18 protein-coding genes, 1 tRNA gene and 1 pseudogene are annotated in these 22,539 nt (G+C 69.9%); 9 read left to right on the top strand and 11 right to left on the bottom strand.

Annotation, left to right across the window (positions count from 1 at the left end):
- Positions 1-25: 25 nt before the first annotated feature.
- The 5 genes from galT to ABZ193_RS08485 all read right to left on the bottom strand — a co-directional run bounded on the left by galT (position 26) and on the right by ABZ193_RS08485 (position 4,784).
- Complete coding sequence (gene galT / locus ABZ193_RS08465) at positions 26-1,111, bottom strand: galactose-1-phosphate uridylyltransferase (protein ID WP_237339582.1); 1,086 nt, start codon at positions 1,109-1,111, stop codon at positions 26-28.
- Complete coding sequence (locus ABZ193_RS08470; RefSeq protein WP_020421611.1) at positions 1,108-1,905, bottom strand: DeoR/GlpR family DNA-binding transcription regulator; 798 nt, start codon at positions 1,903-1,905, stop codon at positions 1,108-1,110. The genes galT and ABZ193_RS08470 overlap by 4 nt, the downstream gene beginning before the upstream one ends.
- Positions 1,906-1,969: 64 nt before the next feature.
- Positions 1,970-3,376: a HAMP domain-containing sensor histidine kinase gene (locus tag ABZ193_RS08475; protein WP_162146059.1), complete on the bottom strand. Its 1,407-nt coding sequence runs from the start codon at positions 3,374-3,376 to the stop codon at positions 1,970-1,972.
- Between the two features lie 20 nt (positions 3,377-3,396).
- On the bottom strand, positions 3,397-4,089 hold the full coding sequence (locus ABZ193_RS08480) for a response regulator transcription factor (protein WP_020421613.1): 693 nt from the start codon (positions 4,087-4,089) through the stop codon (positions 3,397-3,399).
- A gap of 41 nt (positions 4,090-4,130) precedes the next feature.
- Positions 4,131-4,784 carry a response regulator transcription factor gene (locus tag ABZ193_RS08485; protein WP_017984995.1) on the bottom strand — a complete coding sequence of 218 codons (654 nt, stop codon included), beginning with the start codon at positions 4,782-4,784 and terminating at the stop codon, positions 4,131-4,133.
- Between the two features lie 220 nt (positions 4,785-5,004).
- Here ABZ193_RS08485 and ABZ193_RS08490 point away from each other — a divergent pair.
- Positions 5,005-5,077: transfer RNA gene (locus ABZ193_RS08490), tRNA-Arg, on the top strand.
- Between the two features lie 850 nt (positions 5,078-5,927).
- Here the strand turns inward: ABZ193_RS08490 and ABZ193_RS08495 are convergent.
- Together ABZ193_RS08495 and ABZ193_RS08500 are read right to left on the bottom strand one after the other, a co-directional pair.
- Positions 5,928-6,941, bottom strand: a pseudogene (locus tag ABZ193_RS08495) (recombinase family protein); the annotation flags it as partial.
- A 151-nt stretch (positions 6,942-7,092) separates the two neighbouring features.
- Positions 7,093-7,275: a hypothetical protein gene (locus ABZ193_RS08500; protein WP_354709380.1), complete on the bottom strand. Its 183-nt coding sequence runs from the start codon at positions 7,273-7,275 to the stop codon at positions 7,093-7,095.
- A 293-nt stretch (positions 7,276-7,568) separates the two neighbouring features.
- On the opposite strand from ABZ193_RS08500, the gene ABZ193_RS08505 reads away from it, so the two are divergent.
- Complete coding sequence (locus ABZ193_RS08505; protein ID WP_354709382.1) at positions 7,569-7,856, top strand: helix-turn-helix transcriptional regulator; 288 nt, start codon at positions 7,569-7,571, stop codon at positions 7,854-7,856.
- Positions 7,857-7,885: 29 nt separating this feature from the next.
- Here the strand turns inward: ABZ193_RS08505 and dcm are convergent, their stop codons facing one another.
- From dcm to ABZ193_RS08525, 4 genes are read right to left on the bottom strand one after another with little or no spacing between them, the layout of a single operon-like run.
- A complete protein-coding gene (gene dcm / locus ABZ193_RS08510) occupies positions 7,886-9,199 on the bottom strand; it encodes a DNA (cytosine-5-)-methyltransferase (RefSeq protein ID WP_354709383.1) in 1,314 nt (437 codons plus the stop codon).
- A complete protein-coding gene (locus tag ABZ193_RS08515; protein WP_354709384.1) occupies positions 9,183-9,944 on the bottom strand; it encodes a recombinase family protein in 762 nt (253 codons plus the stop codon). Before ABZ193_RS08515 ends, dcm begins: the two co-directional genes overlap by 17 nt.
- Positions 9,941-10,879: a DNA methyltransferase gene (locus tag ABZ193_RS08520; RefSeq protein WP_354709385.1), complete on the bottom strand. Its 939-nt coding sequence runs from the start codon at positions 10,877-10,879 to the stop codon at positions 9,941-9,943. Before ABZ193_RS08520 ends, ABZ193_RS08515 begins: the two co-directional genes overlap by 4 nt.
- On the bottom strand, positions 10,872-11,852 hold the full coding sequence (locus ABZ193_RS08525) for a hypothetical protein (protein ID WP_354709386.1): 981 nt from the start codon (positions 11,850-11,852) through the stop codon (positions 10,872-10,874). The genes ABZ193_RS08520 and ABZ193_RS08525 overlap by 8 nt, the downstream gene beginning before the upstream one ends.
- Before the next feature lie 631 nt (positions 11,853-12,483).
- Here ABZ193_RS08525 and ABZ193_RS08530 point away from each other — a divergent pair.
- The 7 genes from ABZ193_RS08530 (at position 12,484) to ABZ193_RS08560 (ending at position 22,498) form a co-directional block, all read left to right on the top strand.
- The gene (locus ABZ193_RS08530) at positions 12,484-13,374 is read left to right on the top strand and encodes a hypothetical protein (RefSeq protein WP_354709387.1); all 891 of its coding nucleotides are present in this window, start codon (positions 12,484-12,486) and stop codon (positions 13,372-13,374) included.
- Positions 13,375-13,541: 167 nt separating this feature from the next.
- A complete protein-coding gene (locus ABZ193_RS08535; protein ID WP_221338764.1) occupies positions 13,542-13,790 on the top strand; it encodes a pilin in 249 nt (82 codons plus the stop codon).
- Between the two features lie 165 nt (positions 13,791-13,955).
- Complete coding sequence (locus ABZ193_RS08540) at positions 13,956-15,875, top strand: hypothetical protein (RefSeq protein WP_354709389.1); 1,920 nt, start codon at positions 13,956-13,958, stop codon at positions 15,873-15,875.
- Positions 15,872-17,098, top strand: a complete 1,227-nt coding sequence (locus ABZ193_RS08545; protein ID WP_354709391.1) for a PrgI family protein — start codon at positions 15,872-15,874, stop codon at positions 17,096-17,098. Before ABZ193_RS08540 ends, ABZ193_RS08545 begins: the two co-directional genes overlap by 4 nt.
- Positions 17,095-19,005 carry a DUF87 domain-containing protein gene (locus ABZ193_RS08550; protein WP_354709392.1) on the top strand — a complete coding sequence of 637 codons (1,911 nt, stop codon included), beginning with the start codon at positions 17,095-17,097 and terminating at the stop codon, positions 19,003-19,005. Before ABZ193_RS08545 ends, ABZ193_RS08550 begins: the two co-directional genes overlap by 4 nt.
- A gap of 55 nt (positions 19,006-19,060) precedes the next feature.
- Complete coding sequence (locus ABZ193_RS08555; RefSeq protein WP_354709393.1) at positions 19,061-19,906, top strand: hypothetical protein; 846 nt, start codon at positions 19,061-19,063, stop codon at positions 19,904-19,906.
- A gap of 48 nt (positions 19,907-19,954) precedes the next feature.
- Positions 19,955-22,498, top strand: coding sequence for a DUF87 domain-containing protein (locus ABZ193_RS08560; protein ID WP_354709395.1), 2,544 nt, complete (start codon positions 19,955-19,957; stop codon positions 22,496-22,498).
- Positions 22,499-22,539 lie beyond the last annotated feature (41 nt).

The following is a 22,539-nucleotide window of genomic DNA, read 5'->3' on the forward strand; positions in this document are numbered from 1 at the left end:
GTCACGCATGAGTATGCCGCCGGACTCAGCCCACCGCGCGGAGACGTTCCGCGATCTGCTCCGGCGTCGCGTCGTTGATCCACACCGCCTCGCCCGATTCAGACCCGGCCAGGTACTTCAGCTTGTCCGGCGCGCGCAGGATCGAGAACAGTTCGAGGTGCAGCCAGCCCAGCTCGCGGTCGATCCGGACGGGCGCCTGGTGCCAGCCGGCGATGTAGGGCAGCGGCCGGTTGTACAGCCCGTCGCAGCGGCGCAGCACGTCGAGGTAGACCTCGGCGAAGTCGTCCCGCTCGGCGTCGGTCAGCGCCGGGATGTCGGGCACCTGGCGGTGCGGCACGACCTGCACGTGCACCGGCCACCGCGCCGCGGGCGGGACGAACGCGGTCCAGTACTGCCCCTCCGCGATCACACGCGTCCCGGCCTTGCGCTCGGCGGCCAGCACGTCGCCGAGCACCGGGCGGCCGCGCTCCTCCTGGTAGGCGCGGGCCACGTCGAGCATGCGGCGCGTCTTCGGCGTGACGAACGGGTAGCCGTAGATCTGGCCGTGCGGGTGGTGCAGCGTCACGCCGATCTCCTCGCCCCGGTTCTCGAACGGGAAGACCTGCTCCAGCCCGTCGATCTCGGACAGCGCGGCCGTCCGGTCCGCCCAGGCGTCGACGACCGTGCGCACGCGGGACGGGCTCAGCCCCGCGAAGGATCCGTTGTGGTCACTGGTGAAGCAGACGACCTCGCAGCGTCCCTTGCCCGGCGCGGTCCGCACGAGACCCAGACCGTCCAGTGTGGACGACTCGCCGGTGGCGCCCTCCTCGAAGGAGGGGAAGCGGTTCTCGAACACGACGACGTCGTAGTCGGGCTCGGGGATCTCACTCGGCTTGCCCGGCTTGGTCGGGCACAGCGGGCACAGGTCGGCGGGCGGCTTGTAGGTGCGGGTCTGCCGGTGCGCGGCCATCGCGACCCACTCGCCGGTCAGCGGGTCGAGGCGGATCTCCGAGCTGGCGGCCACCGCGGGCAGGTCGCGCGTGTCCTCCGCCGTGCGGGGCGGCGTGTTCTCGCCCTCGTCGAAGTAGATGATCTCCCTGCCGTCGGCAAGGTGGCGAAGGGTCCGCCTCACTCTTCCTCCGTGTCGTCGTTGACGGGTGCGACCTCGAGGTCACCCACATGCTCTGCCAAGACGGTGCGCGCCGCCTCGCCAAGGCCGTCGTCGGTCACCACGACGTGCGCCTCGTCCAGTTCGGCGATGGTCGAGATGCCGACGACGCCCCACTTGGACGAGTCGGCGAGCACGACCAGCCGCCGCCCGGACTCGACCAGCGCGCGGTCGGTCTCGCTCTCGGTCAGGTTCGGCGTGGTGAAGCCCGCCCCCTCGGCCATCCCGTGCACGCCGAGGAACACCTGGTCGAGGTGCAGGCGGCGCAGGCTGTGCACGGCGACGGGGCCGACCAGCGCGTCGGACGGCGTGCGGACGCCGCCGGTGAGCACGACCGTGCGGTCCGGCGCGGACGACGCGCGCAGCACATCGGCGACCTGGATCGAGTTGGTGACGATCGTCAGCCCCGGCACGCCGTCCAGCGCGCGGGCGAGCGTCCACGTGGTGGTGCCCGCGGACAGGCCGATCGCGGTGCCCGGCTGGACCAGCTCGGCCGCGCGGCTCGCGATGGCCTCCTTCTGCGCCCGCTGCCGCACCGACTTGGCCTCGAACCCGGGCTCCTCGGTGCTGGGGCCGAGGACAGCGGTCGCGCCGCCGTACACCTTCTCCACCAGACCGCGGCCGGCGAGGACGTCCAGGTCGCGGCGGATGGTCATGTCGGACACGCCGAGCCTGCCGACCAGGTCGCTCACGCGCACCGCGCCGTTCCGCCGCGCCTCTTCGAGGATCATCGCCTGCCGCTGACGCGCCAGCACCATCGCTCCCATCGCCCACTAACTACACAAAATCCTACACGAATCAACACGCGCAGGACGTTGTGGTTCAGCCGGGCATTCCGGGCAGGCGCAGGCTCAGCAGGGCGCCGCCCTCCGGGGCGCGGCCGGCGTACGCGGCGCCGCCGTGGCGTTCGGCAGCCTGTTTGACGATCGCCAGCCCGAGGCCGGATCCGGGCAGGGTGCGCGCCTCGGACGAGCGGTAGAAGCGGTCGAACACGCGCGGCAGGTCCTCGTCGGCGATGCCCGGCCCGGAGTCGGCCACCTCGATGACCGCGGTGCCGTCGCCGAGCGGGTACATCCGCACGCCGACGCGCGAGTGCGGCGGTGAGAACTTGACCGCGTTGTCCAGCAGGTTCAGCACCGCGCGTTCGAGGGCGCCGGCGTCGCCGATGACGTGCCACGGCTGGAGCGCGACGTCGAACTCGATCTCTCCGGCGCGGCGGCGGGCGCGGTCGAGCGCGCGTTCCACGACCTCGACCATCTCGACGCGTTCGAACGCGGTGCGCGGCTCGTCCTGGCGGGCCAGCTCGACGAGGTCGCCGATGAGCTGGGTCAGCTCGTCCAGCTGCGCCTTGATGTCGGTCTCGATCTCCGCGCGGTCCTTCTCCGACAGCGTCGGCGCCCCGGAGCGGCTGGCGGACAGCAGCAGCTCCAGGTTGGTGCGCAAGGAGGTCAGCGGCGTGCGCAGCTCGTGCCCTGCGTCGGCGACGAGCTGCCGCTGCCGGTCCTGCGACTCGGCTACGGCGCCGAGCATCGTGTTGAAGCTGTGCGTCAGCCGGGCCAGCTCGTCGTCGCCGCTGATCGGGATCGGCCGTAGGTCGCCGGTCCGGGCGATGTGCTCGGTCGCCGACGTCAGCCGTTCCACCGGCCGCAGCCCCGTGCGGGCCACGGCCGTCCCGGCGAGCGCGGCGACCACGATCCCGCCGCCGCCGATAAGCGCGAGGACAACCGCCAGCTCACGCAGGGTCTGTTTGGTCGCGTCGAGTGGTTGTGACAGGACGAGCGCCACGCCCGGCTGGTAGCGGTAGGGCACGGCGAGCACGCGCGAGTCGGTGTTCTGGTCGGTGCGGATCGACGACGGCTTCTGGCCGCTGGCGACCTCGCGCTCGTCCAGCCCGATCGGCGGCCGCATCGACGGCTCCGACTCGAACGCGGACGAGCCGTCGGCGACGATCAGGTCGAACCGCACGTCGACCAGCCGCGTGATGTAGGTGGGGATGCGCAGGCCGCCGGTCTGCACGACCTGCGGGTCGTTGATCACGCTGTTCGCCTGCTGGATCAGCTCGTCGTCGACCTGCTGGTACAGGTTGTTGTAGACCGTGATGTAGGCGCCGAGCGAGACCAGCGCCAGCACCCCCGCCACGCACGCCGCGGCCAGCAGCGTGACGCGTGCCCGCAGCGACACCCTCCGGGGGGCGGGGCCGCCTCCGTTGTCGACGCGGATCACGGGCACCGGTTCGGTCACGACATGGCTCACGGCGGGGTTTCCCGGAGGACGTACCCGACGCCGCGGACGGTGTGGATCAGGCGCGGCTCACCACCGGCCTCGGTCTTGCGACGCAGGTAGCCGACGTAGACCTCCAGCGCGTTGCCCGAGGTCGGGAAGTCGTAGCCCCACACCTCCTCGAGGATGCGGCCGCGAGTCAGCACGTGCTTCGGGTACGACATGAACAGTTCGAGCAGCGCGAACTCGGTGCGGGTGAGGCTGATGTCGCGCTCGCCGCGGCGGACCTCGCGGGTGCCCGGGTCGAGGGTCAGGTCGGCGAAGGTGAGCTTCTCGGCGTCCGGCGGCGTCTGGGCCTCGCGGGAGGCGCGGCGCAGGAGCGCGCGGAGGCGGGCGAGGAGCTCCTCCAGCGCGAAGGGCTTCGGGAGGTAGTCGTCGGCGCCCGCGTCCAGGCCGGAGACGCGGTCGGAGACCGTGTCCCGGGCGGTGAGCACGAGGATCGGCAGGTCGTCGCCGGTGCTGCGCAGGCGGCGGGCCACCTCCAGCCCGTCGAGTCTGGGCATCATGACGTCGAGGATCATGGCGTCCGGCCGGTCGGCGATGACGCGCTCCAGCGCCTGGGCGCCGTCGCCGGCGAGCTCCACCTGGTAGCCGTTGAACTCCAGCGACCGGCGGAGCGACTCCCGGACGGCCCGATCGTCGTCGACAACGAGAATGCGCATGTGGACAGTGTTGCGGACGGTGCTGAGACCCGCCTAAGAAGTCACTGGTCCAGCAGCCCGCCGCGGTAGGCGAGCAGGGCGGCCTGGACGCGGTTCGCGGCGCCGATCTTGGACAGGACCGCGGAGACGTAGCCCTTGACGGTGGCCTCGGACAGATGGAGTTTGCCGCCGATCTCGGCGTTGGACAGGCCCTGCCCGATGAGGCCGACCACTTCGCGCTCGCGGTCGGAAAGTGAGGCGAGCAACTTGCGCGCGGGCTGCGCGGCGCGTTGCCCTTCGCGGTGGGCGCGCACCATCCGCGCCGCGACGCCCGGGTCGAGGACGGCGCCACCACGCGCGAGGTCCCGCACCGCGCGGAGCAGCGCCGCGGGCTCGATGTCCTTGAGGAGGAAGCCGTTCGCGCCGAGCCGGAGGGCCAGGCTGACGTACTCGTCCATGTCGAAGGTGGTCAGCATCGCGGCGGCGGGCGGGCTGGGCAGTTCGAGGATCGCGCGGAGGGCGCGGATGCCGTCGTCGGGGGCGCGCATCTTGATGTCGAGCAGGACGACGTCCGGGTGCAGCCGACGGGCGGTTTCCACTGCCGAGCGCCCGTCGTTCGCCTCACCGACCACCTCGATGTCCGGCGCGCCCGCCATCATGCCGCGCAGGCTGGAGCGCACGAGATCCTCGTCGTCGGCGAACATGAGCTTGATCAACCTAAGCCCTCCGAACGGTCGGTGGAGCGGGGTTTCCGCGTCCCGGTCACGGAAGGTTACCCACTGGTAGCGCCGGCGTCGATACGCTGATCACCCGGGGCGGTTGCGCCTTTCGTCGGTTGATCGGTGCCCGCGTCGCCGGTGTTCGTGGCCGCTCGGCTGGGCGAGGCCGAGGTCACGCTCATGGCCTGCGGCCGGACCCGCTAGTCTGGGGCAGCCAGCCCTCGTAGCTCAGGGGATAGAGCACCGCTCTCCTAAAGCGGGTGTCGCAGGTTCGAATCCTGCCGGGGGCACTACACAGACGGTCCCGCTGGGGAGGTCATGCTGCATCTCCATGGCGGGACCTTTCTGTTTTGGGAACGGGATGACCACCGCCTCCTGGGTCGTGCGGGAGACGGCGTTGATGGTGTCGCCCAGCAGCGTCACGCGGCACGTGGCGGTGCGTGTCTTCGGGTCGTAGTGGATCTCCAGCCGGAGGGCCTCGAACAGCCTGCGCGAGAGTTCGTCGGGAAGCTCGACAAGGTCGATCGGAGTGACCGGCAAGTAGTCGAGCAGCGTCGGGTTCGGTGCCCGCTGTACCTCATCCTCGGCTTCGGCGAGTTGGCGCTCCAGGTCCTCCTTCTGGGACCGGAGCTCGGCGCGCCGCTCGTTGATGTCACGGATGAAGGCTTGGTCGACATCGTCGGCGATCTCCAGACTGCGGACGAGCCGCTTGCTCTTGGTTTCGGTCTCGGTGATCGAGCGCCGAAGCGCGATGATCCGCGCCTGACGTTCCTGGTTAGCGTTGTCGTCGATCGTTCGAAGACTGGCATCGAGCAGCTCACGTCGGTACGGGCCGAAGACCTGGGCGGCGAGGAATGCGGTGAGCCCTTCGAGCAGGTTGCGCTCCCGCACCCAGTACGTGGAGCTCGGGTGGCCTTCCGGAACCCACGCCTTCTTCGGCGCACAGACGTAGTAGGCGTGTTGCCGTTTCGTCTTGCCATACAGCCGTCGGCCGCACCACACGCAGAAGATATAGCTGCGGAGCTTGTAGATCCGTTTGGCCTGCGGGTTGCGGCTCCTGCTGGCGGTGCGAGATCGCTCGCGTCGTTCCGCGACTTGCTGCGCTTGGACGTAGGTCTCCAAGTCGATCAGTGCCTCATGGGCCGGCTCGGGCGACCAGACCCACTCCGACACCGGGTTCATCCGGTTCCTGCCACCGCCCTTGCGGGCCCGGCGGTTCCACACCATGTGCCCGGTGTGTTTCGGGTTGGTGAGCATGTCGCGGACATTGGAGTAGGTCCAGATGCCGACGGCCCGGTCCGGATCGATCGGGATCGGTGGCGGGTTGGTCACGAGGTCTTGGTTGAGCCGGTCGGCGATCGCTTGGTAGCCGAGGCGCTCGACGACCCGCCAACCGAAGGACTTGCGGACGACCGCGCCTTCGACCGGATGGACTTCGAGCAGAGTCTTCTTGATGCCCTTTGCGCGCTTGGCGGGCACTGGGTGAGGAATCTTCTTGGCTCGGTACCCGTAGCACGGTTTGCCGACGTTGTAGCCCTGCTCGGTGTGGGTCTCAAAACCGTCCCAGCTCTTTTCGAGCATCTCGATGACGTACCACTCGGCCACGCCTTGCTTGACCCGACGCGTCAGGACCTGCGTCGAGGTCTTGGTGCGACGCCCCGTGTTGTCCAGCCGGAACGGCTCGTCTGCGGCGATGAGCATGACGCCGGCCTTCTCCAGCCGGTGCTCGATCTCCGTGGAGGCGTACGAGCGGCGGCCGACGCGCGAGATGTCTTCACAGATCACGACGTCGAATCGTCGGTCCGGCCGATCGGCCTCGTCGAGAAGATCTTGGATGCCGCCGTCGCGGGGAACGGGGATCTGGAACAGCTCGTGCGCTTGCCCGCGTCCACGGTCGGACAGATCCTTGCGCCCGGATTCGATGTCGTAGAAGTGCGCGACGATGACGGCGGTATCCGGGAGCACGCCGTGGCAGGTACGCAGCTGCCGCGGGATCGACAGCGTGGGGTCTTGCTGGTCGTAAGTCGAGGTCCGTCCGGCGAAGGCAACGCGAATGAACGATGGCTCCGTGCGTGTCGCCGGCCCGGCGAGCGCATGCGCGCGATCTACGCGGCGCGGTCCTGCCCATGCGCGGATCGCCTCTGGGCCACCCATTCCGTCACCTCCCACAGCACTCGTGCTTGTTCCAGCCTCAGCCGCTCGGCCTCAGCGCCTTCCACGATTTGAACCTCGAACACCATCTCTGGCGGCTCGTCCGGAACGAGACGGTCTGAGTGTTCGTGCCGCCGCAGTCGGTCAGCCGCCATCACCCCGCACCTTTCACCCGAGCAAGCAAAGCGCTGGCCATGGCGTAGCGATCCTCACCCAGCGACTTGGTGACCTGCCGCCACAGGCGGTCGAAAGGCGTGGCGGTTGCGCCGCAGACGTTGTTGTAGCCCCAAGATGCATGCCGCGCGTTGCCCGGTGCTCCATCAGCGGTTCGGTCCATCTCTCGTTCCCCTTCGGCGGTACAGACCCCGCACGCGCGACTCCATGCCATCGACGGCGCGCCGCGTTGGCTGCGAGCGCGACCGCGGGCTCCGTATGACGGGAGTCGCCTCCCATTGAGTAAGGTAATGCCTAAATAGTATAGGTGAAACCTAAGAAGGTTAAGTCCTGCGCGTGTCGCGTAGTGCCATGGTTGAACACGCCATGAGGTCCGTCGGGTTTCTGGTGCCTATCCGGGAGACTGAGCGGCGACCGGCCCAGGCAGGGCGCGATGACCGGCGAGTGCGGGAAGGCGTGGCGGTGGAACTTCGATGGCGGCTTAGGCAGGTAATGGCCTCGCGCAATGTGTGGAAGGGCACAGAACTGCAGGAACTTCTCGCCCGACGCGCCAACTTCAACCTGTCCCTGCCGTCAATCTCCGCGCTGATGAACAACCAGCCGGTCCAGATGAAGACCGAAACGCTGCAGGCGTTGTGTACCGCCCTGAACTGCACGCCGGACGAGTTGTATGGGGTTACGCCTCCACGCGAAACCGCACTGGCCGACGAGCCTGGGGTCAACGATTCTCCGGCCAGCTGGTGACGAGTATCACTGAGAGCTGCGGTCCCATTTCACGCGACCTGAACCTCGTTGTCGTGCATGTCGCGACGTAGAAGGTCGTCCAGCATGAGACGGACGGCGAACTCTGCCTGTTGAGGAACGACGCCGTTGCCCAGTGCCTTCAGCTGGGCGGCCCGAGGTATGTCGGCAGCGGTTACCCAGCCTGGGTCGAGGCCCATGAGCCATTCGACGAACAGTGGTGACAGGCGGGGACGGCTCCTCGTGCCAGGTTCCGTTGGATGCGGAGCTGCTATGCCGCGGATGAGTTCCCATCGCCGAATTGCTGGCGCGTAGGGGCCCCAGTCGACATGCGAAGCCTCCGGCTCGACATGACGAGCTTCTACGGTTCGGGAAGCACGGGGAACAGCGGGAGAACCTCCTGGGACAAGGGGGGACGGAAACCTGCCCCTGCTCTCCTGCCGGCTGTGCCCGTGTCGCTCGCTCGTGGCGTTGGCAGCAGCCTCACTGCGATCGATAAGGGCATGCCCATTCCGTTGCCGTTGATGCCCCGGGCACGGTGATGTGCCTGGCGCTGCAGCCAACCGGCGGGGTCCTCGCCATCGTTGGGGTTGCTGCTCGCTGGCGTCGGCAGGAAGGTCGTGACCGTATCGGTGAGGTTCACCTGATGTCCCCCTGCCCGACGCGACTCGGGCGAGGATCCGCCGCGCGTGTCGTCCCGTGCTTGTGGTGTCGGGAGCAGCCTGACGGACTCGGATGGATTCGGGCTGGGCCGGGCTGCCGTCACCGTCGCCTTCTGTCGTGACCGGCTGCGCGGTGAAGGTGGTCTCGGCTGGGTAGGCGAGCAGGAACACCCGCTCGCGTCGGTGGGGTGCGCCGATGTCGGACGCTCGAACGCTTGTCCACTGCGCGTCATACCCGACTTCGGCCAAGTCGCCGAGAACGATGTCGAGGCCGCCTTGACGCCAGCGGAGGGCGGCGACGTTCTCCACGACGAGGAGCGCCGGTCGTAGATGGCGAACGGCTGTGACGACCTGGTGCCAGATCCCACTGCGGGTTCCTTTCCTGATGCCGGCTCGGCGGCCGGCTGCACTGATGTCCTGACACGGGAATCCGGCAGTGAGGACATCGACGGGCTCGACCTGTTGCCAGTCGACGGTTGTGATGTCGCCCAAGTTGGGCATGTCCGGCATGCGAGCGGCGAGGACCTTGCTCACGTGTGGGTCCGGATCTGCCACCCACATCAATCGTCCGCCGCCAAGCGCAGTTGCGACACCGAGGTCCAGGCCCCCGTATCCGGTGCAAAGCGAGCCGAACGTGAGGTCGGGTTTCGCCCGTGCGGAGAAGTGGTCAAGCTGCACTGTCATGGCCACCTTCCCCAGCCACGCGCTTGGGCTGTGCTTGGTGGAAGGTGCGCTCGTCGACCAGCGGCTCGTGCACCTTTGCTGCCGAGGTGACCCACTGCTCCATCGGCGCAGGGCGGCCGGCGACGGTGCGGGCCCAGACCTGGCGCCCCGTGTACTTGGCGTTGGTGACGATGCGACGGACGGCCTTGGCGGTCCACCGCCCGTTGGGCACCGGTGCCGGGTACTGGCGTGGGTCGCTGTTGAGTCGTGCGGCGATGGCGGCGAACGTCAGGCCGTGGTCGGCGCGCCAGGTGAAGATCTGCTTGACGACCGCGGCGGTCTGCCAGTCCGGGACGAGGACTGCCCGCAGCTTGCTGTGTCCGCTGGGGTCGGTGACCCGGATGCGCAGGGCGCGGTAGCCGTAGGGCGGTGGCCCGATCTGGTAGCCGGCGCGGACGAGTTCGACCATCGCGGCGCGGGCTCGGCGGGTGGTCTCGGCGTGGTGCGCGGCGAGCGCGGCCCACTGGATGCGGTTGCCGTGAGCATCGACCAGTACGTCGTCACCGGACTGGTCATCCGCTCGTGCGTCGGTGTCGACGGCGCGAGTACCCGACTGGTTTGTCCACAGGCGGGACCACCATGGTGGACGGGTCTCGGCCACCGGTGTGCCGGTGCAGTGGTGGCGTGCGGCGGCGCGGAGCGCGGCGCGCTTGCGTCGGAACTCGGGGTGCCAGCCGCACTCGCGGCAGTACAGGCGGGTGGTCATGCCGATCGCCTCCAGCGGGGGTAGGTGACGCCGTTGATGGCGGGTCGGATGACCTCGTCCTCGGTCGGCCACGGGATGCCGGCTGCCGCGGCAGCAGCGAGTTCGGCGTCGTGGGCGAGTTGGAAGACGAGTACCTCGTGGTGCGCGGTGAGCGCGGTCGGCGTACCGGCGACGCGGGCGCGGGCGGCGGCGCGCCGCTCGGCGAGTGAGGCGCGGGTGACCAGTCGACTGCCACGCAGTCCGGCGGTCAGCGCGATGCACCGCTCGACCGGCGCCAGCCCGGCCGAGATTCCGGCGGCGATGAGCGGAGTTGTCAGGTCGACCAGCGAGCCGTCCGGGTTCCGCAGGGGTCGCGTCACGATGGCGACGTGTCCGCCGGAGCGCAGCAGCGGCTCGCAGTAGAGCAGCGTCGTAGCGAGGTCTACGAGAGCGGACTCGACCGGGCCGCGGTCCGGACTGCTCTCTCGGTCCGCGGTGCGCAGGGTGGTCAGGACGAGTCCGACTCGCCCGATCAGCCCGGCGGCCCGGACGGTCGCGAGCACCTTCGGCCGCGCGTCGAGGACCGAGCCGTCGCGCCACGCGCCCGCGGTTTTGGCGGCGGTGACGTTGGCGCGAGCGAGGGTCCACCACCGGTTGCGGGAGGTCAGTCCGAGCGCGTGACGGCCGGTGCGCAGCGCCTCGACGAGGACGGTGCCCACGCCGCAATCCGGGTCGAGAACGAGGTCGCCGGGGCGGGTGTAGGTGGCGATCGTGTGGGCGGCGACGGCGGGCGGAATCCGGTCGAGATCGGTCTCGGTGCCCGGCACACAGCCGGCGTCGCGCAGCTGCGCGAGCGGGTCGCGCTGGCCGGTCGGCCAGACCGACATTGCCCGCATCGGCGGCTCCTCCCCCGGCGGCAGGGGGAGCGGCCAGGGCGACGTGGGACGGTCAGTCACCAGAGGTCTCCTCTCCGTCGACGGCGTCGGTCAGGGCCGGCTGGCGGGTGAACACCAAGAGGTCGTCATGCACCTGGGTGTGGCGAGCGGGCGTCGTGAGCGGTCCCGCTGGCCCCTGCGGTCGGGCGTGCGGGGCCGGGGTCGTGACCGCGAGGGCGCCGCCGCGGACGGGGACGCGCAGCAGGGCGATGCGATCGAGGTAGCGCAGCCCGGCGTGCTGCGCGGCGCGCACCAGCGAGCCGGCGGGGTCGGTGAGCCGACCACGGGAATGGTCACCGTGAGTGATGACGGTGAGCATGCCGGTCGGGGTGAGCAGACCGGCCCAGTCGGCCGGGCGGAACCAGTTCAGAGTGCGCGAGTCGGCCGCGGTGATGACGAGGTCGTAGCGGTCCGGACCGGTGCCGGTCGCAGTGGAGTCCGGTCCGGGACGGCGGTGTGTCGACGGTCCGGCGGGCTGGTCGGTGGTCGGACTGTCGGTGCGCGGTCGGAGTCCGGACTCGGACTCGACCGACGCGTCAGCGGAGTGTTCGTCGACCGGGTCGGGGTGCGCGACGGCGGTCTGGGTTTGGACGCCGCGGCCGAGTCGGACCACGGTCCAGCCCGCTTCGTGCAGTCCGGCGTACGGGCCGGGCCGGGACTGGTTGCGGCCCCCGGCTGGCGACCACGATGAGGGTGGGGCGAGGTAGGGCGCGGGGTCGAGCAGGAGCACCCGCTGGCCGGGTTGGGTGTAGGTGGTGACGATCTTGATCACCGCGGTCAGCAGCCAGTTGGCGAGCAGTCCGGTGCCCTCGCGGAGGTCGTCTTGAGCGCACGGCCAGACGGTGCTCGGCCGGGCGGGACGCGGGTGGCGCAGGGTGCGCAGGCGCGATGTTCGCCGCCGCTGCGGGGGCGGGAGCGGGTCGGTCGGTGGGTCGGTCGGGCCGTGCTCCTGGAAGCCGTCTCCCGGTGAGCCGTGGCCGTGTGTCGGGGTCATCGCGGGGTCTCCTCCGACGGATGGGTGCCGTGCGTTCTGACGCCCCTTAACTCCGTATTTCGACCCCGTTTTGGACACGCCCCGCCAAATTTACTTGCGCCGCGCCGACTCGGATCAATCGCGACTCGACGCGATTCGAATAGTTCTGCCGAATCCGCGCATAAGGAATCGCTTGATCGGCCACCTCACGTCGCTGCGGGCTGCTTCCTGGACTCAGTAGTGGCCAGATTTTTCAAGATCTTTTCGGGAGTGATACGTGGATCTTGTCGCCGGTCCGCATCGGAGCCCGCGGTGACTACTAGCGCCGTACTAGCGAGCGACTATAACAGCAGTTCAAAGGCTACTAGAGTTGATCAACTCTCGTAGTTGACCAAGCTCATTTTTGATCTTGACTCGACGCGTTCGCGGGGTGAAATAGTAGTTCGCTAGTAGTCCCGATGTGGTTTGCGTAGTTGGCGCCTAGTAATAGCGTGGTATTTCCGTGGTATCGGTCGTGGCTTCCTGATGGCGTTGTTGTTCGCATCGACGCCGTGGGAGTTACGACATGGCAGCACAATCCGTTTTTCGTCGCGGTAGCGACGAGGTTGTCCCGAACTCGTTGGATATCGCGCGGGACACGTTTACCTGGTTGGTGACCGGGCCGCATCCGGTGTCGCTGAACGGGCGGCTCTTCCCCGGCCTGCCCGACCGGTACATCCCGCTGGACGAGGTCCGCGACCGGTTGCTGGCGCGCCGGTGCCCGCAGGCGACGCGGGACGCGGTGTGGGCACATTTGGTGCTGCGCTCGCGTACGGAAGGAGCGACCTGGACGGTCGCCGCGGTCGGGGTCGCATTGCCCGCGCTGACCTCGGTCGCGGCTACCCTGTCCGACCGGTTCGCCGGCGATCCGGCCGATGTCCACGCCGAGGTGTTGCGCGGCTTCCTGACCGCGTTGTCGACCATCGATCTGCGTCCGCCGCGGATCATGCTGCGACTGCGGTGGGCCGCCTACCGGTCCGGCTACGACGCGCTCGCCGAAGCCCTCTCCGGTCCGACTCCGGTCGCGCCGGGCTTCCGCTCCACCCCGCCACACTCGCCATGGGGTCACCCGGATCTGGTCCTCGCTCGCGCGGTCGCGGACGGAGTCCTGACCCAGACCGAGGCCGCACTCATCGGTGCGACCCGGTTGGAAGAGGTGCCCGTCGCGGACTGGGCCGCGGCGCACCAGACCGGCGAGTGGGCGGTCTACAAGACGCGCAAACGCGCCGAGCTCCGGCTCGCCGCGTACCTGCGCGACAGCGCCGCCGAGACCGATCCGACCGACCCGCTGACCGACCAGGTGGCCACCGCGGTGGCCCTCGCGCGCCCGGTCACGTCCGACCGCGACGTGCCGCGGTCGTCACTGTCCGTGTCTGTCGCTGGGGTCGGATCGGGGCAGAAAGTTCAGGATCGCGTGTCCAAAACGGATGCGAAATCCGGAGTTCAGGGCTGCGGGACACACCCGCGCTCAGCCCGACCTTCGGAGGTGCCGCAATGCGCCTGATCCATCGTTTCCACCGCGCCGTGAGCGGGCCGCGTCATATCCGGTTCCAGGGTGATCCGCAGCCGCCAGCCCAGGCACGGCGCTGTCGGTGCTCGCACGTGACGCTGGTCGTCGAACTAGCGGTTGTGGCGTTGCTGACATCGGCGTCGGCGGCGCACGCCGACACGATGGTCGTCGCCCTTGCCGGCTCGGTCACCGATGTCCTGAACAACGTCCGCAACTGGATCATGGGCATCTTAGCTGGCTTGGCCACAGTATTCCTGTCCATCGGCGGCGTCCGCTACGTGATGGGCGGCGGCGACCCCGGCGAGATCGAGAAGGCCAAGACCGCGTTCAAGTCCGCAGGGTGGGGCTACGGCCTGGCGGCACTCGCGCCGCTGGTCGTGGAGATCCTCAAAGGGATCGTGGGGGCCTGACCGATGGCCGTCAGCACTCCGCCTACGGGGCACCCGGGCCGCCGTCCCGGCGGCCCGGTCGCGACCCCCGCAGTCGCAGACCGAGCGACGCCCTTCCCGGTCTCCGATGCTGGTGCCAACCGGCCGCCGGCCGGTCTGCGGCGGCGGCGCTGGCCCGCGGGCTGGATGCTGGCGCTGAGCATCGCCGTGCTCTTGGTCGGCGCCCTCGTTGTGAGCGCGTGGGCCGCACCCGCCGCCCCGCGGCAGCCTTCGCCGCAACCACCTGTGCCGATCCCGACCGTTGACCCCTGCACGCCGGATTCGCCGCTACCGGTGTGTCACCTTCCCGCGCCGACCACGAGCCAACCGCTTCCCACCGGGCCACTGACCCAACCGACCGGGCTGCCCGCGCCGACGACCTGCAGATTCCCCGGCCAGGTCGGGTGCTCCTCGTCCACGCTGACCACGACCCCGAGTCAGCCCTGCACGGGTGAGGACTGCATCCCGCAGCCGACCTCGCCGCCGCCAAGCACGGGGCCGGAGCAGCCGGACATCGGCAGCGGCGAGAGCGACTCGGACTGCGGGATCACCGACCTTGGGGCGTGTATCACCGAGGCCATCAACTCGGCGTTCCGCGGAATTGTCGACGCCGCGCTCTCACCGATCCTGGAATTGATCGGGCACACCGCGCTGTCCACGCCGACCATCAGCGACCTGCCCGGGATCGGCGAGTTGTGGAACAACTCCTGGGAGATCGTGGTCGCCGCCTACGGCCTGCTCATCCTGCTCGGCGGCATCGTCGTGATGAGTCACGAGAGCGTTCAGGCGCGCTACTCGATCAAAGAGATCGGGCCGCGGATCCCATTGGCGTTCATCGCGTCGGCACTGTCGCTGTTCGCCGTCGACAAGTTCATTCGGCTGGCCAACGGCCTCACCCTGGGAGTCCTCGGGGATGGGGTGAACGCGCCCTCGTTGGGCAACACCCTTCAGGACGCCGTTCAGGGCATCGCCGCCGGCGGCTTGTTCATCATCCTCGTCGGGCTGGTTCTAGTGGTGCTCGGCCTCGCGCTGCTGGTCGTTTACGTCGTTCGGATCGTTATCACCTTGGTTCTGATCATCAGCGGGCCGCTGTTCTTGATGTGCCACGCACTGCCGCACACCGACCCCTTGGCGCGCTGGTGGTGGAAGGCGATGACCGCGACCCTGGGTATCCAGGTCGCCCAAGCGCTGGTGCTGATCACCGCGGTCCGCACGTTCCTGTCCGGCGGCGTGCACCTGTTCGGCTCGACGCTGTCCGCGCTCGGCACGCTGGTCGCTGCGATCGCCCTCTTCTTCGTCCTGTTCAAGATCCCGTTCTGGCTGTTGAAGGCGGTCAAGGTCAGCTCCGGCCATTCCTTCATCGGCGGCTTGGTCCGCGCCTACGTCGCGGCGAAGACCTTCGGCATGGTCGCCGGCAAGACCGGTGCGCTCGGCAAGGTCGGTGCCGGCGTCGGCGCGAAGAGCGGTGGCGGAGGTGGTGGCCGCGGAAGCGGGTCGGCGGATCCGCCGTGGCCTGCTCAGCCGCGCCTCGCACCCACTCCGGAGATGGTCAACAAGCGGCTCAAGGCGGCCCATGATGCCGAGCGCGCCCGCGCGGCCCGCCGGTCGCGGCTGCCCTCGCAGGCGCCGCAGTTCCTGCAGCCCTCACCCCAAGACACCACCCACGACCCCGCCGTCACCCCGGCGAACCAGGGACCAGCCATGCCTCCTGAGTTCAGTTCCGCACCCACGCCCGCCACTCCGGTATCCCCGCCGCGGCGGGGGCCGCGGCCGGGATCGGCACCCCAGTTCCAAGCCGCCGGAGGACCGCGTCGACGCGGCGCCACCCCACCGCCGGCTCGCCCGATCCGCACCGCGTCGGTGCCGCCGCAGTTGCAGTTCCGACCCGCCACGCCGCCAGCGCCGCAGCCGTCGTCGCCACCCAGGCCGGCGTCCGCGCCTGCCGCGCCGGTGTTCCGGCAGGCGCAGCCCGAGCCGCGCATCGGCGACGCCTACCGGCGCACCCACACGGTTCCGCCGCCGGTGTTCCGCGCACCGAAACCCGCTCCAGGAGGTGAAGGGAAATGAGTCAGCCGGTAAGGATTCCCGCCGACGTCGATCGCGAGGACCGCGTGATCGGTCCGCTGACCGCGCGGCAGCTGCTCATCCTCGCCGTCACCGGGATCGTGCTGTACGGGGCGTACACGCTCACCCGCGAGTTCGTGCCGCTGGTGGCGTTCCTCATCGTCGCCATCCCGATCGGGGTGACCGCCGCGTTCCTCGCGCTGGGTCAGCGCGACGGCATCACCCTCGACCGGTTGGTGCTGGCGGCGCTGCGGCAGCGGATGAGCCCGCAGCACCGAGTGGCCGCGCCGGAAGGCATCCGCCCGGCTCCCGAGTGGCTGGGCAGCCAGGTCGCGAACACCAGCAGCAAGGGCCGCGCCAACCGGAAGGACGGCGCGGATGCCGCGGCGTCGGCGGTCTCACCGGCCGCGCTGCGGCTGCCCGCCGAGGCGGTCACCGACACCGGTGTCATCGACCTCGGCAAGGACGGCGTCGCCGTGGTCGCGGTCTGCTCCACGATCAACTTCGGGCTGCGCACCCCGGCCGAGCAGGAGTCCCTCGTCGCCTCCTTCGGTCGGTATCTGCACTCACTGACTGCACCAGTACAGGTGCTGGTGCGGGCGGAACGACTCGACCTGTCCGGACAGATCGCCGAGCTCCGCGACCAGGCCGGCGGTCTGCCGCACCCGGCGCTGGAACGGGCGGCGCGCGAGCACGCCGAGTACCTCGACCAACTCGGCCGCGCCACCGACCTGCTGCGCCGCCAGGTCTTGCTGATCCTGCGCGAACCACTGCTCACCACGCGGCCGACCGACGGGCTCGGAGGAGCCTCACCGCTGGCCGCGTTGACCGCGAAACGCCGGGCCGCCAAGCAAGCCGCCTCCGTCGACGACGCCACCCGCCGTGCCGCCGAAGCCCGCCTCATTCGCCGGCTCGGCGAGGCAGTCGAGCTGCTATCCCCGTCGGGGATCGTGGTCACCCCGCTGGACGCAGGCCAGGCCACCGCGGTGCTCGCCGCGGCCTGCAACCCCGACAGCGTGATCCCGCCGAACTCCGGTCTCGCCGGCTCGGACGAGGTCATCACCACCGCCCCGGATGAGGGCTGGGACGCAAGCGCGTTCGGCCGTGCCGCGTTCCCCGACGACGACGCGTTCGGCGAGGCCGAGGACGCCTGGGACGACGGCTTCGACGACACCGCCGAGCACCCCGACGACTACGCCAGCTCTGCGGGGAGGTACCGCCGATGAAGACCACAGCCAAGCGCCGCGGCCGGAAGACTCAGGCTGTGCAGCCGCCGCTCGGGCGGGCCAGCGCGTTCACCCCGGACGCCATCTCCGTGCGCCCCCGCGCGCTGGAAGTCGGCGGCGAATGGGTCGCCAGCTTCGCCGTCGTCGGCTACCCCCGCGAGGTCCACCCCGGTTGGCTGCAGCCGCTGCTGACCTACCCCGGCAGGGTCGACGTCTCCCTGCACATCGAGCCGATCGACCCGGTCACCGCGGCGAACCGGCTCAAGAAACAGCTGTCGAAACTGGAGTCCGGCCGGCGGCACACGAGCGAGAAGGGCCGGCTGATCGACCCGCACGTCGAAGCCGCCACCGAGGACGCCTACGACCTGTCCGCACGCGTGGCCCGCGGCGACGGCAAGCTCTACCGGCTCGGGCTGTACCTGACCGTGCACGCCCCCACGGAGGAAGCCCTCAGCGACGAAGTCGCCGCGATCCGGTCGCTGGCGGCGTCGCTCCTGCTGGACTGTAAACCCACCACCTACCGCAGCCTGCAGGGCTGGATCACCAGCCTGCCCATGGGCCTCGATCTCGTGGGCATGAGGAGGACGTTCGACACCTCGGCCCTGTCCGCGGCGTTCCCGTTCACCTCGCCCGATCTGCCGCCACCGGACCCGACCTCGGTCGGCGCGCCGAGTGGCGTGCTCTACGGCTTCAACGTCGGCAGCCAGGGCCTCGTGCACCATGACCGGTTCGCGCTGGACAACCACAACAGCGTGATCCTCGGCCGCTCCGGCGCAGGCAAGAGCTACCTGGTCAAGTTGGAGCTCCTCCGAAGCCTGTATCGCGGGATCGAGATCCACGTCATCGACCCCGAGGACGAGTACGCCCGGCTGGCCGCCGCGGTCGGCGGGACGTATGTGCACCTGGGCGCCGAACAGGTCCGGCTCAACCCGATGGACCTGCCGATCCACACCCGCCCGGACGGGCGCCGCACCGCGCCCCGCGACGCGCTGATCCGGCGGTCGCTGTTCCTGCACACCGTGATCTCGGTGCTGCTGGGCAGCGAGCTCGAAGCGACCGAACGTGCGGCGCTGGACCGGGCGATCACCGCGACCTACCAGCGTGTGGGGATCACCTCGGATCCGCGGACCTGGACGCGCCCGGCGCCGCTGCTGGCCGACCTCGCCGAGGTCCTCGCCGGGACCGGTGACCCCGCCGGGGTCGAGCTCGCGGCCCGGCTGCACCCGTACGTCACCGGCGCGTTCTCGGGGCTGTTCTCTGGCCCGACCTCGACCCGCCCGGAAGGGCACCTGGTGGTGTTCTCGCTGCGGGATCTCGCCGACGAGCTCAAGCCGATCGGCACCCTGTTGACGCTTGACGCGGTCTGGCGGCAGGTCTCCAACCCGGCCATCCGCAAACCCAGGCTGGTCGTGGTCGACGAGGCGTGGCTGCTGATGAAGGAACCCGCCGGTGCCGAGTTCTTGTTCCGGATGGCCAAGGCGAGCCGCAAGCAGTGGGCGGGCCTCACGGTGGCCACCCAGGACACCGCGGACGTCCTGGGTTCGGACCTCGGCAAGGCCGTCGTAGCCAACGCAGCGACGCAGATCTTGCTGCGGCAAGCCTCCCAGGCGATCGACGAGATCACCCGCACCTTCGACCTGTCCATGGGTGAGCGCCAGTTCCTGCTCTCCGCGGACCGCGGCCAGGGGCTCCTGTCGACCGGGACGCAGCGAGTGGCATTCCAGTCCATCGCCTCCCCGGTCGAGCACGAGTTGGTCACGTCCAACCCCGCCGAAATCGCCGGATATTCCGACACCTCGTCGGGAATCGAGAACTCCTTCGTCGAACTCGGCGTGGACGACACCGCAGGAATCGCGGACTCGTTCGACGACGGCGACGCGTCGCAGATCGAACTCGACGCCGCCTAATCGCCTCATCGCGGGCATCAATCCGTTCACACCGAATCGCACCCAGGGGATACCCATGTCTACGTCACTGCCCATTTCCGCCACCGTCCGCCGGCCCGCTCGGCTGCTCACGCAAAACAGCGAGATGCGCCAGATCGGCGTGTGGAACTGGTCATTGCCCGCCTGGGCCGGCCGCTTGCCCGACGGCCGCACCTACAACACCTGCCCCAGCGCCGGAATCTGCGCCCGCGCGTGCTACGCCCGGCACGGCACCTACACCTGGCCGGTCGTCCGCGCCAAGCACCAGGCGAACCTCATGTACGTCCTCGACGACCTGGCCGGCTGGCAGGCCGCAATGGTCGCCGAACTCGGCGCGACCAAGTTCCACGGCGCCTGGATCAGAATCCACGACAGCGGCGATTTCTTTTCCGACGCATATCTTCACGCATGGTTGGATATCTGCCGAGCTCGACCCGACTCGAATTTCTACGCCTACACCAAAGAGGTATCCCGATTCCGGGCCCTCGTCGAGCCTGACCCGCCGCCGAATTTTCTGTGGGTCTACTCCTACGGCGGTACGCAGGATGCCGCGCTGAATCCCGCCGTCGACCGGATCGCGGATGTGTTTCCCGACGAGTCCGCGATCGCCGAGGAGGGCTGGGCCTCGCAGGAAGCCAGCGACCTGCTCGCGGTCCTGGGCCCGCGGCTGGTCGGGGTGCCGGCCAACCGCATTCCCGCCCACCTCAAGCGGCTGGCCGGGCGCCGGTTCTCCGAGTGGCAAGCCGAGGTCGACGCCGAACGCGCCGCCCGCCGAGGCCGCCGGCACCTGCGGCTCGTCGTCGACAACACCCGCCCCGACCACAGCCAGCAGCCCACGGCCGAGACCAGCCCGGCGCAGGCCGACCAGCCACGCGCTGCGTGACCCCAACTCGCGCCCGTCTCGCCCACCGCATCCGTGGGGAGGTTCCCGATGTCCTGGCCAATCACCGCCACCCCCCTGTCCGCCCTCGTCCCTCCGCGGGTCGAGCAGACCGCGGCCGTGCTTGCCTCACCGGTCGGCGACTACCTCCGTGACCCGCTCGGCGCATTCCAGAACGTGCTGGCTCACCTGCGCGACCTCGCCCTGACGTGGGGCCCGATCGTCGGGCCGGTGCTCGCGGTCGCCGTCACCGCCGCGGTCATCGCGCGCCGCCGATGGCGCCGCCGCTACCACCAGCGCCTGGCCACCGATGCCCGAGTGGTCACCGTGCTCGCACCACCCACGGTCGACCCCACGGGCGCGATCACCGTGTGGTCCAACCTCGTCGGCCTGCTGCGACCGGGGTGGCTGCGCCGCTTCGGCGAGCAGCCGCACGTGGCCTTCGAGCTGACCTTCACCGACAACGGCGTGCAGATCCGCCTGTGGGTGCCCGGCCTGGTGCCGCCCGGCATGGTCGAGCGCGCGATCGAGGCCGCCTGGCCCGGCGCGCACACCCGCACCACCCCCGCCAAGCCCCCGATCCCGACTACCGCAGCGGCGGGTCGGCGAGTCGAAGCGGTCGGCGGCGAACTGCGGCTGGCGCGCTCGGAAGCACTGCCGATCCGCACCGACCACCCGGCCGACCCGATCCGCGCGATGCTCGGCGCACCGGTCGGGCTCGGCCCGCACGAACGCGCCTGCGTGCAGATCCTCGCCCGCCCGGTCGCCGGCCACCGCCTGACCAAAGCCCGCCGCGCCGCCCGGCGGGTGCACGCGGGCGGGTCGGTCCACCTGGTCGGCCGGCTGCTCGACGCCATCACGCCGGGCAAGACCCCGAAGCCGTCGACCAGCACACGGACGCCGGGACTGGATCGCCAGACCAGCCTGGAGTACGCCGCCCAGGACCGCGCCGTGGTCGAGAAGTTGCGGGCGAACCAGTTCGAGACCCGCATCCGCTACGCCGTGGCCACCACCGTCCCCGAGGACGCCACCTCCGGTGAGGTCCAGGCGGTCCGGGAGGTGCTGCGGGGCCGCGGGCACGCGATCGCCTCGGCGTTCGCCGCCTACTCCGAGCACAACTACTACCGCCGAGTTCGGATCCGCCGCGACCCGGTCGCCGTGTTGGCCGAACGCCGGCTCGGCAAGGGCGACCTGCTCTCGATCCCGGAGCTGGCCGCGATCGCGCACCTGCCGATCGACGAGTCCACCCCCGGCCTGCAGCGGGCCGGCGCAAAGGCCGTGCCGCCCCCGCCAGGTATCGCCACGGTCGGCGAGCAGATCAAGCCACTCGGGCTGTCGGACTCCGGGCACTCCCGCCCGGTCGGCCTGCACGTCGCCGACGCCCGCCACCACCTGCACATCCTCGGCGCCACCGGCAGCGGCAAGTCGGAGCTGATGGCCCGGATGATCCTGGCCGACGCCGAGGCCGGCCGCGGCGTGGTCGTGGTCGACCCGAAGGGCGACCTCGTCTCGGACATCCTGATGCGCCTGCCCGAGGAGCTCGGCGAGAAGGTCGTGCTCTTCGACGCCGACTCCCGCGCCCGCCCGCCGGTGCTCAACCCCTTGGAAGGAGCGGACAAGGCCCGCGCCGTCGACAACCTGGTGTCAATCTTCTCCCGGATCTACGCCTCCTCGTGGGGTCCACGCACCGACGACATCCTCCGCGCCGGGCTGCTCACCCTGACCGCGATGCCCGGTACCCCGACTCTGGTCGACCTGCCCAAGCTGTTGACCGTGCCGGCGTTCCGGCAACGAGCCTGCGACCAGATCGACGACGAGGTCCTCAAGGGCTTCTGGTCCTGGTACGACGACCTGTCCGAAGCCAGCCGCGCACAAGTGATCGCGCCGCTGATGAACAAAATCCGCGGCTTCCTGCTGCGCCCGTTCGTCCGCGCCGCCATCGCAGGCGGCACGTCCACGGTGGACATGGACGAGGTGCTCAACACCGGCGGGATCTGCCTGGTGCGCATCGCTCGCGACGCGCTGGGGATGGAAACCGCGCGGCTGGTCGGTTCCATCGTCGTGGCCCGCACCTGGCAGGCCGCCACCCGCCGAGCTCGCGTCCCGCAGCGCCAACGTCGCGACTGCGGGCTGTACGTGGACGAGTGTCACAACTTCTTGAACTTGGCCTATCCGTTGGAGGACATGCTCGCCGAGGCCCGTGGCTACCGGCTCTCCATGGCGTTGGCGCACCAGTACCTCGGACAGCTACCGAAGGAGCTCGAAGAGGGCATCAGCACCAACGCCCGCAGCAAGATCTTCTTCAACGCCAGCCCCGAGGACGCCAAACGCCTGGCACGGCACACCATGCCGCGGCTTTCTGATCACGACCTGTCCAACCTCGGCGTCTACCACGTCGCAGCCCGGCTCGTCCTGGGCGGCGAGGAAGCACCGCCCTTCACCGCGGTGACCGAGAAGCTCCCGCCCGCGATTCCCGGACGCGCCAAGGCAATCCGCAAAGCGGCCAGGCTCAACACCCGCCCGCCCATCACCGACGCCGACACAGCAACGCGCCGCGTCGATCAGCCCACTGTGGACCCGCGCCGCGCGGCCTGACCCAGCAGATCTCCTTTCCCCGCAACGCATGCCGGCTCACC

The sequence above is a fragment of the Amycolatopsis sp. NPDC006125 genome, from assembly GCF_040614195.1.
Lineage (GTDB): Bacteria > Actinomycetota > Actinomycetes > Mycobacteriales > Pseudonocardiaceae > Amycolatopsis_E > Amycolatopsis_E tucumanensis.

Coding starts and splice junctions, on each gene's coding strand:
- ABZ193_RS08470 (WP_020421611.1), bottom strand. CDS start 1,905: ATGGTGCTGGCGCGTCAGCGGCAGGCGATGATCCTCGAAGAGGCGCGG.
- ABZ193_RS08480 (WP_020421613.1), bottom strand. CDS start 4,089: ATGCGCATTCTCGTTGTCGACGACGATCGGGCCGTCCGGGAGTCGCTC.
- ABZ193_RS08500 (WP_354709380.1), bottom strand. CDS start 7,275: ATGGACCGAACCGCTGATGGAGCACCGGGCAACGCGCGGCATGCATCT.
- dcm (WP_354709383.1), bottom strand. CDS start 9,199: ATGACAGTGCAGCTTGACCACTTCTCCGCACGGGCGAAACCCGACCTC.
- ABZ193_RS08515 (WP_354709384.1), bottom strand. CDS start 9,944: ATGACCACCCGCCTGTACTGCCGCGAGTGCGGCTGGCACCCCGAGTTC.
- ABZ193_RS08525 (WP_354709386.1), bottom strand. CDS start 11,852: ATGACCCCGACACACGGCCACGGCTCACCGGGAGACGGCTTCCAGGAG.
- ABZ193_RS08535 (WP_221338764.1), top strand. CDS start 13,542: ATGGTCGTCGCCCTTGCCGGCTCGGTCACCGATGTCCTGAACAACGTC.
- ABZ193_RS08540 (WP_354709389.1), top strand. CDS start 13,956: ATGCTGGCGCTGAGCATCGCCGTGCTCTTGGTCGGCGCCCTCGTTGTG.
- ABZ193_RS08545 (WP_354709391.1), top strand. CDS start 15,872: ATGAGTCAGCCGGTAAGGATTCCCGCCGACGTCGATCGCGAGGACCGC.
- ABZ193_RS08550 (WP_354709392.1), top strand. CDS start 17,095: ATGAAGACCACAGCCAAGCGCCGCGGCCGGAAGACTCAGGCTGTGCAG.
- ABZ193_RS08555 (WP_354709393.1), top strand. CDS start 19,061: ATGTCTACGTCACTGCCCATTTCCGCCACCGTCCGCCGGCCCGCTCGG.
- ABZ193_RS08560 (WP_354709395.1), top strand. CDS start 19,955: ATGTCCTGGCCAATCACCGCCACCCCCCTGTCCGCCCTCGTCCCTCCG.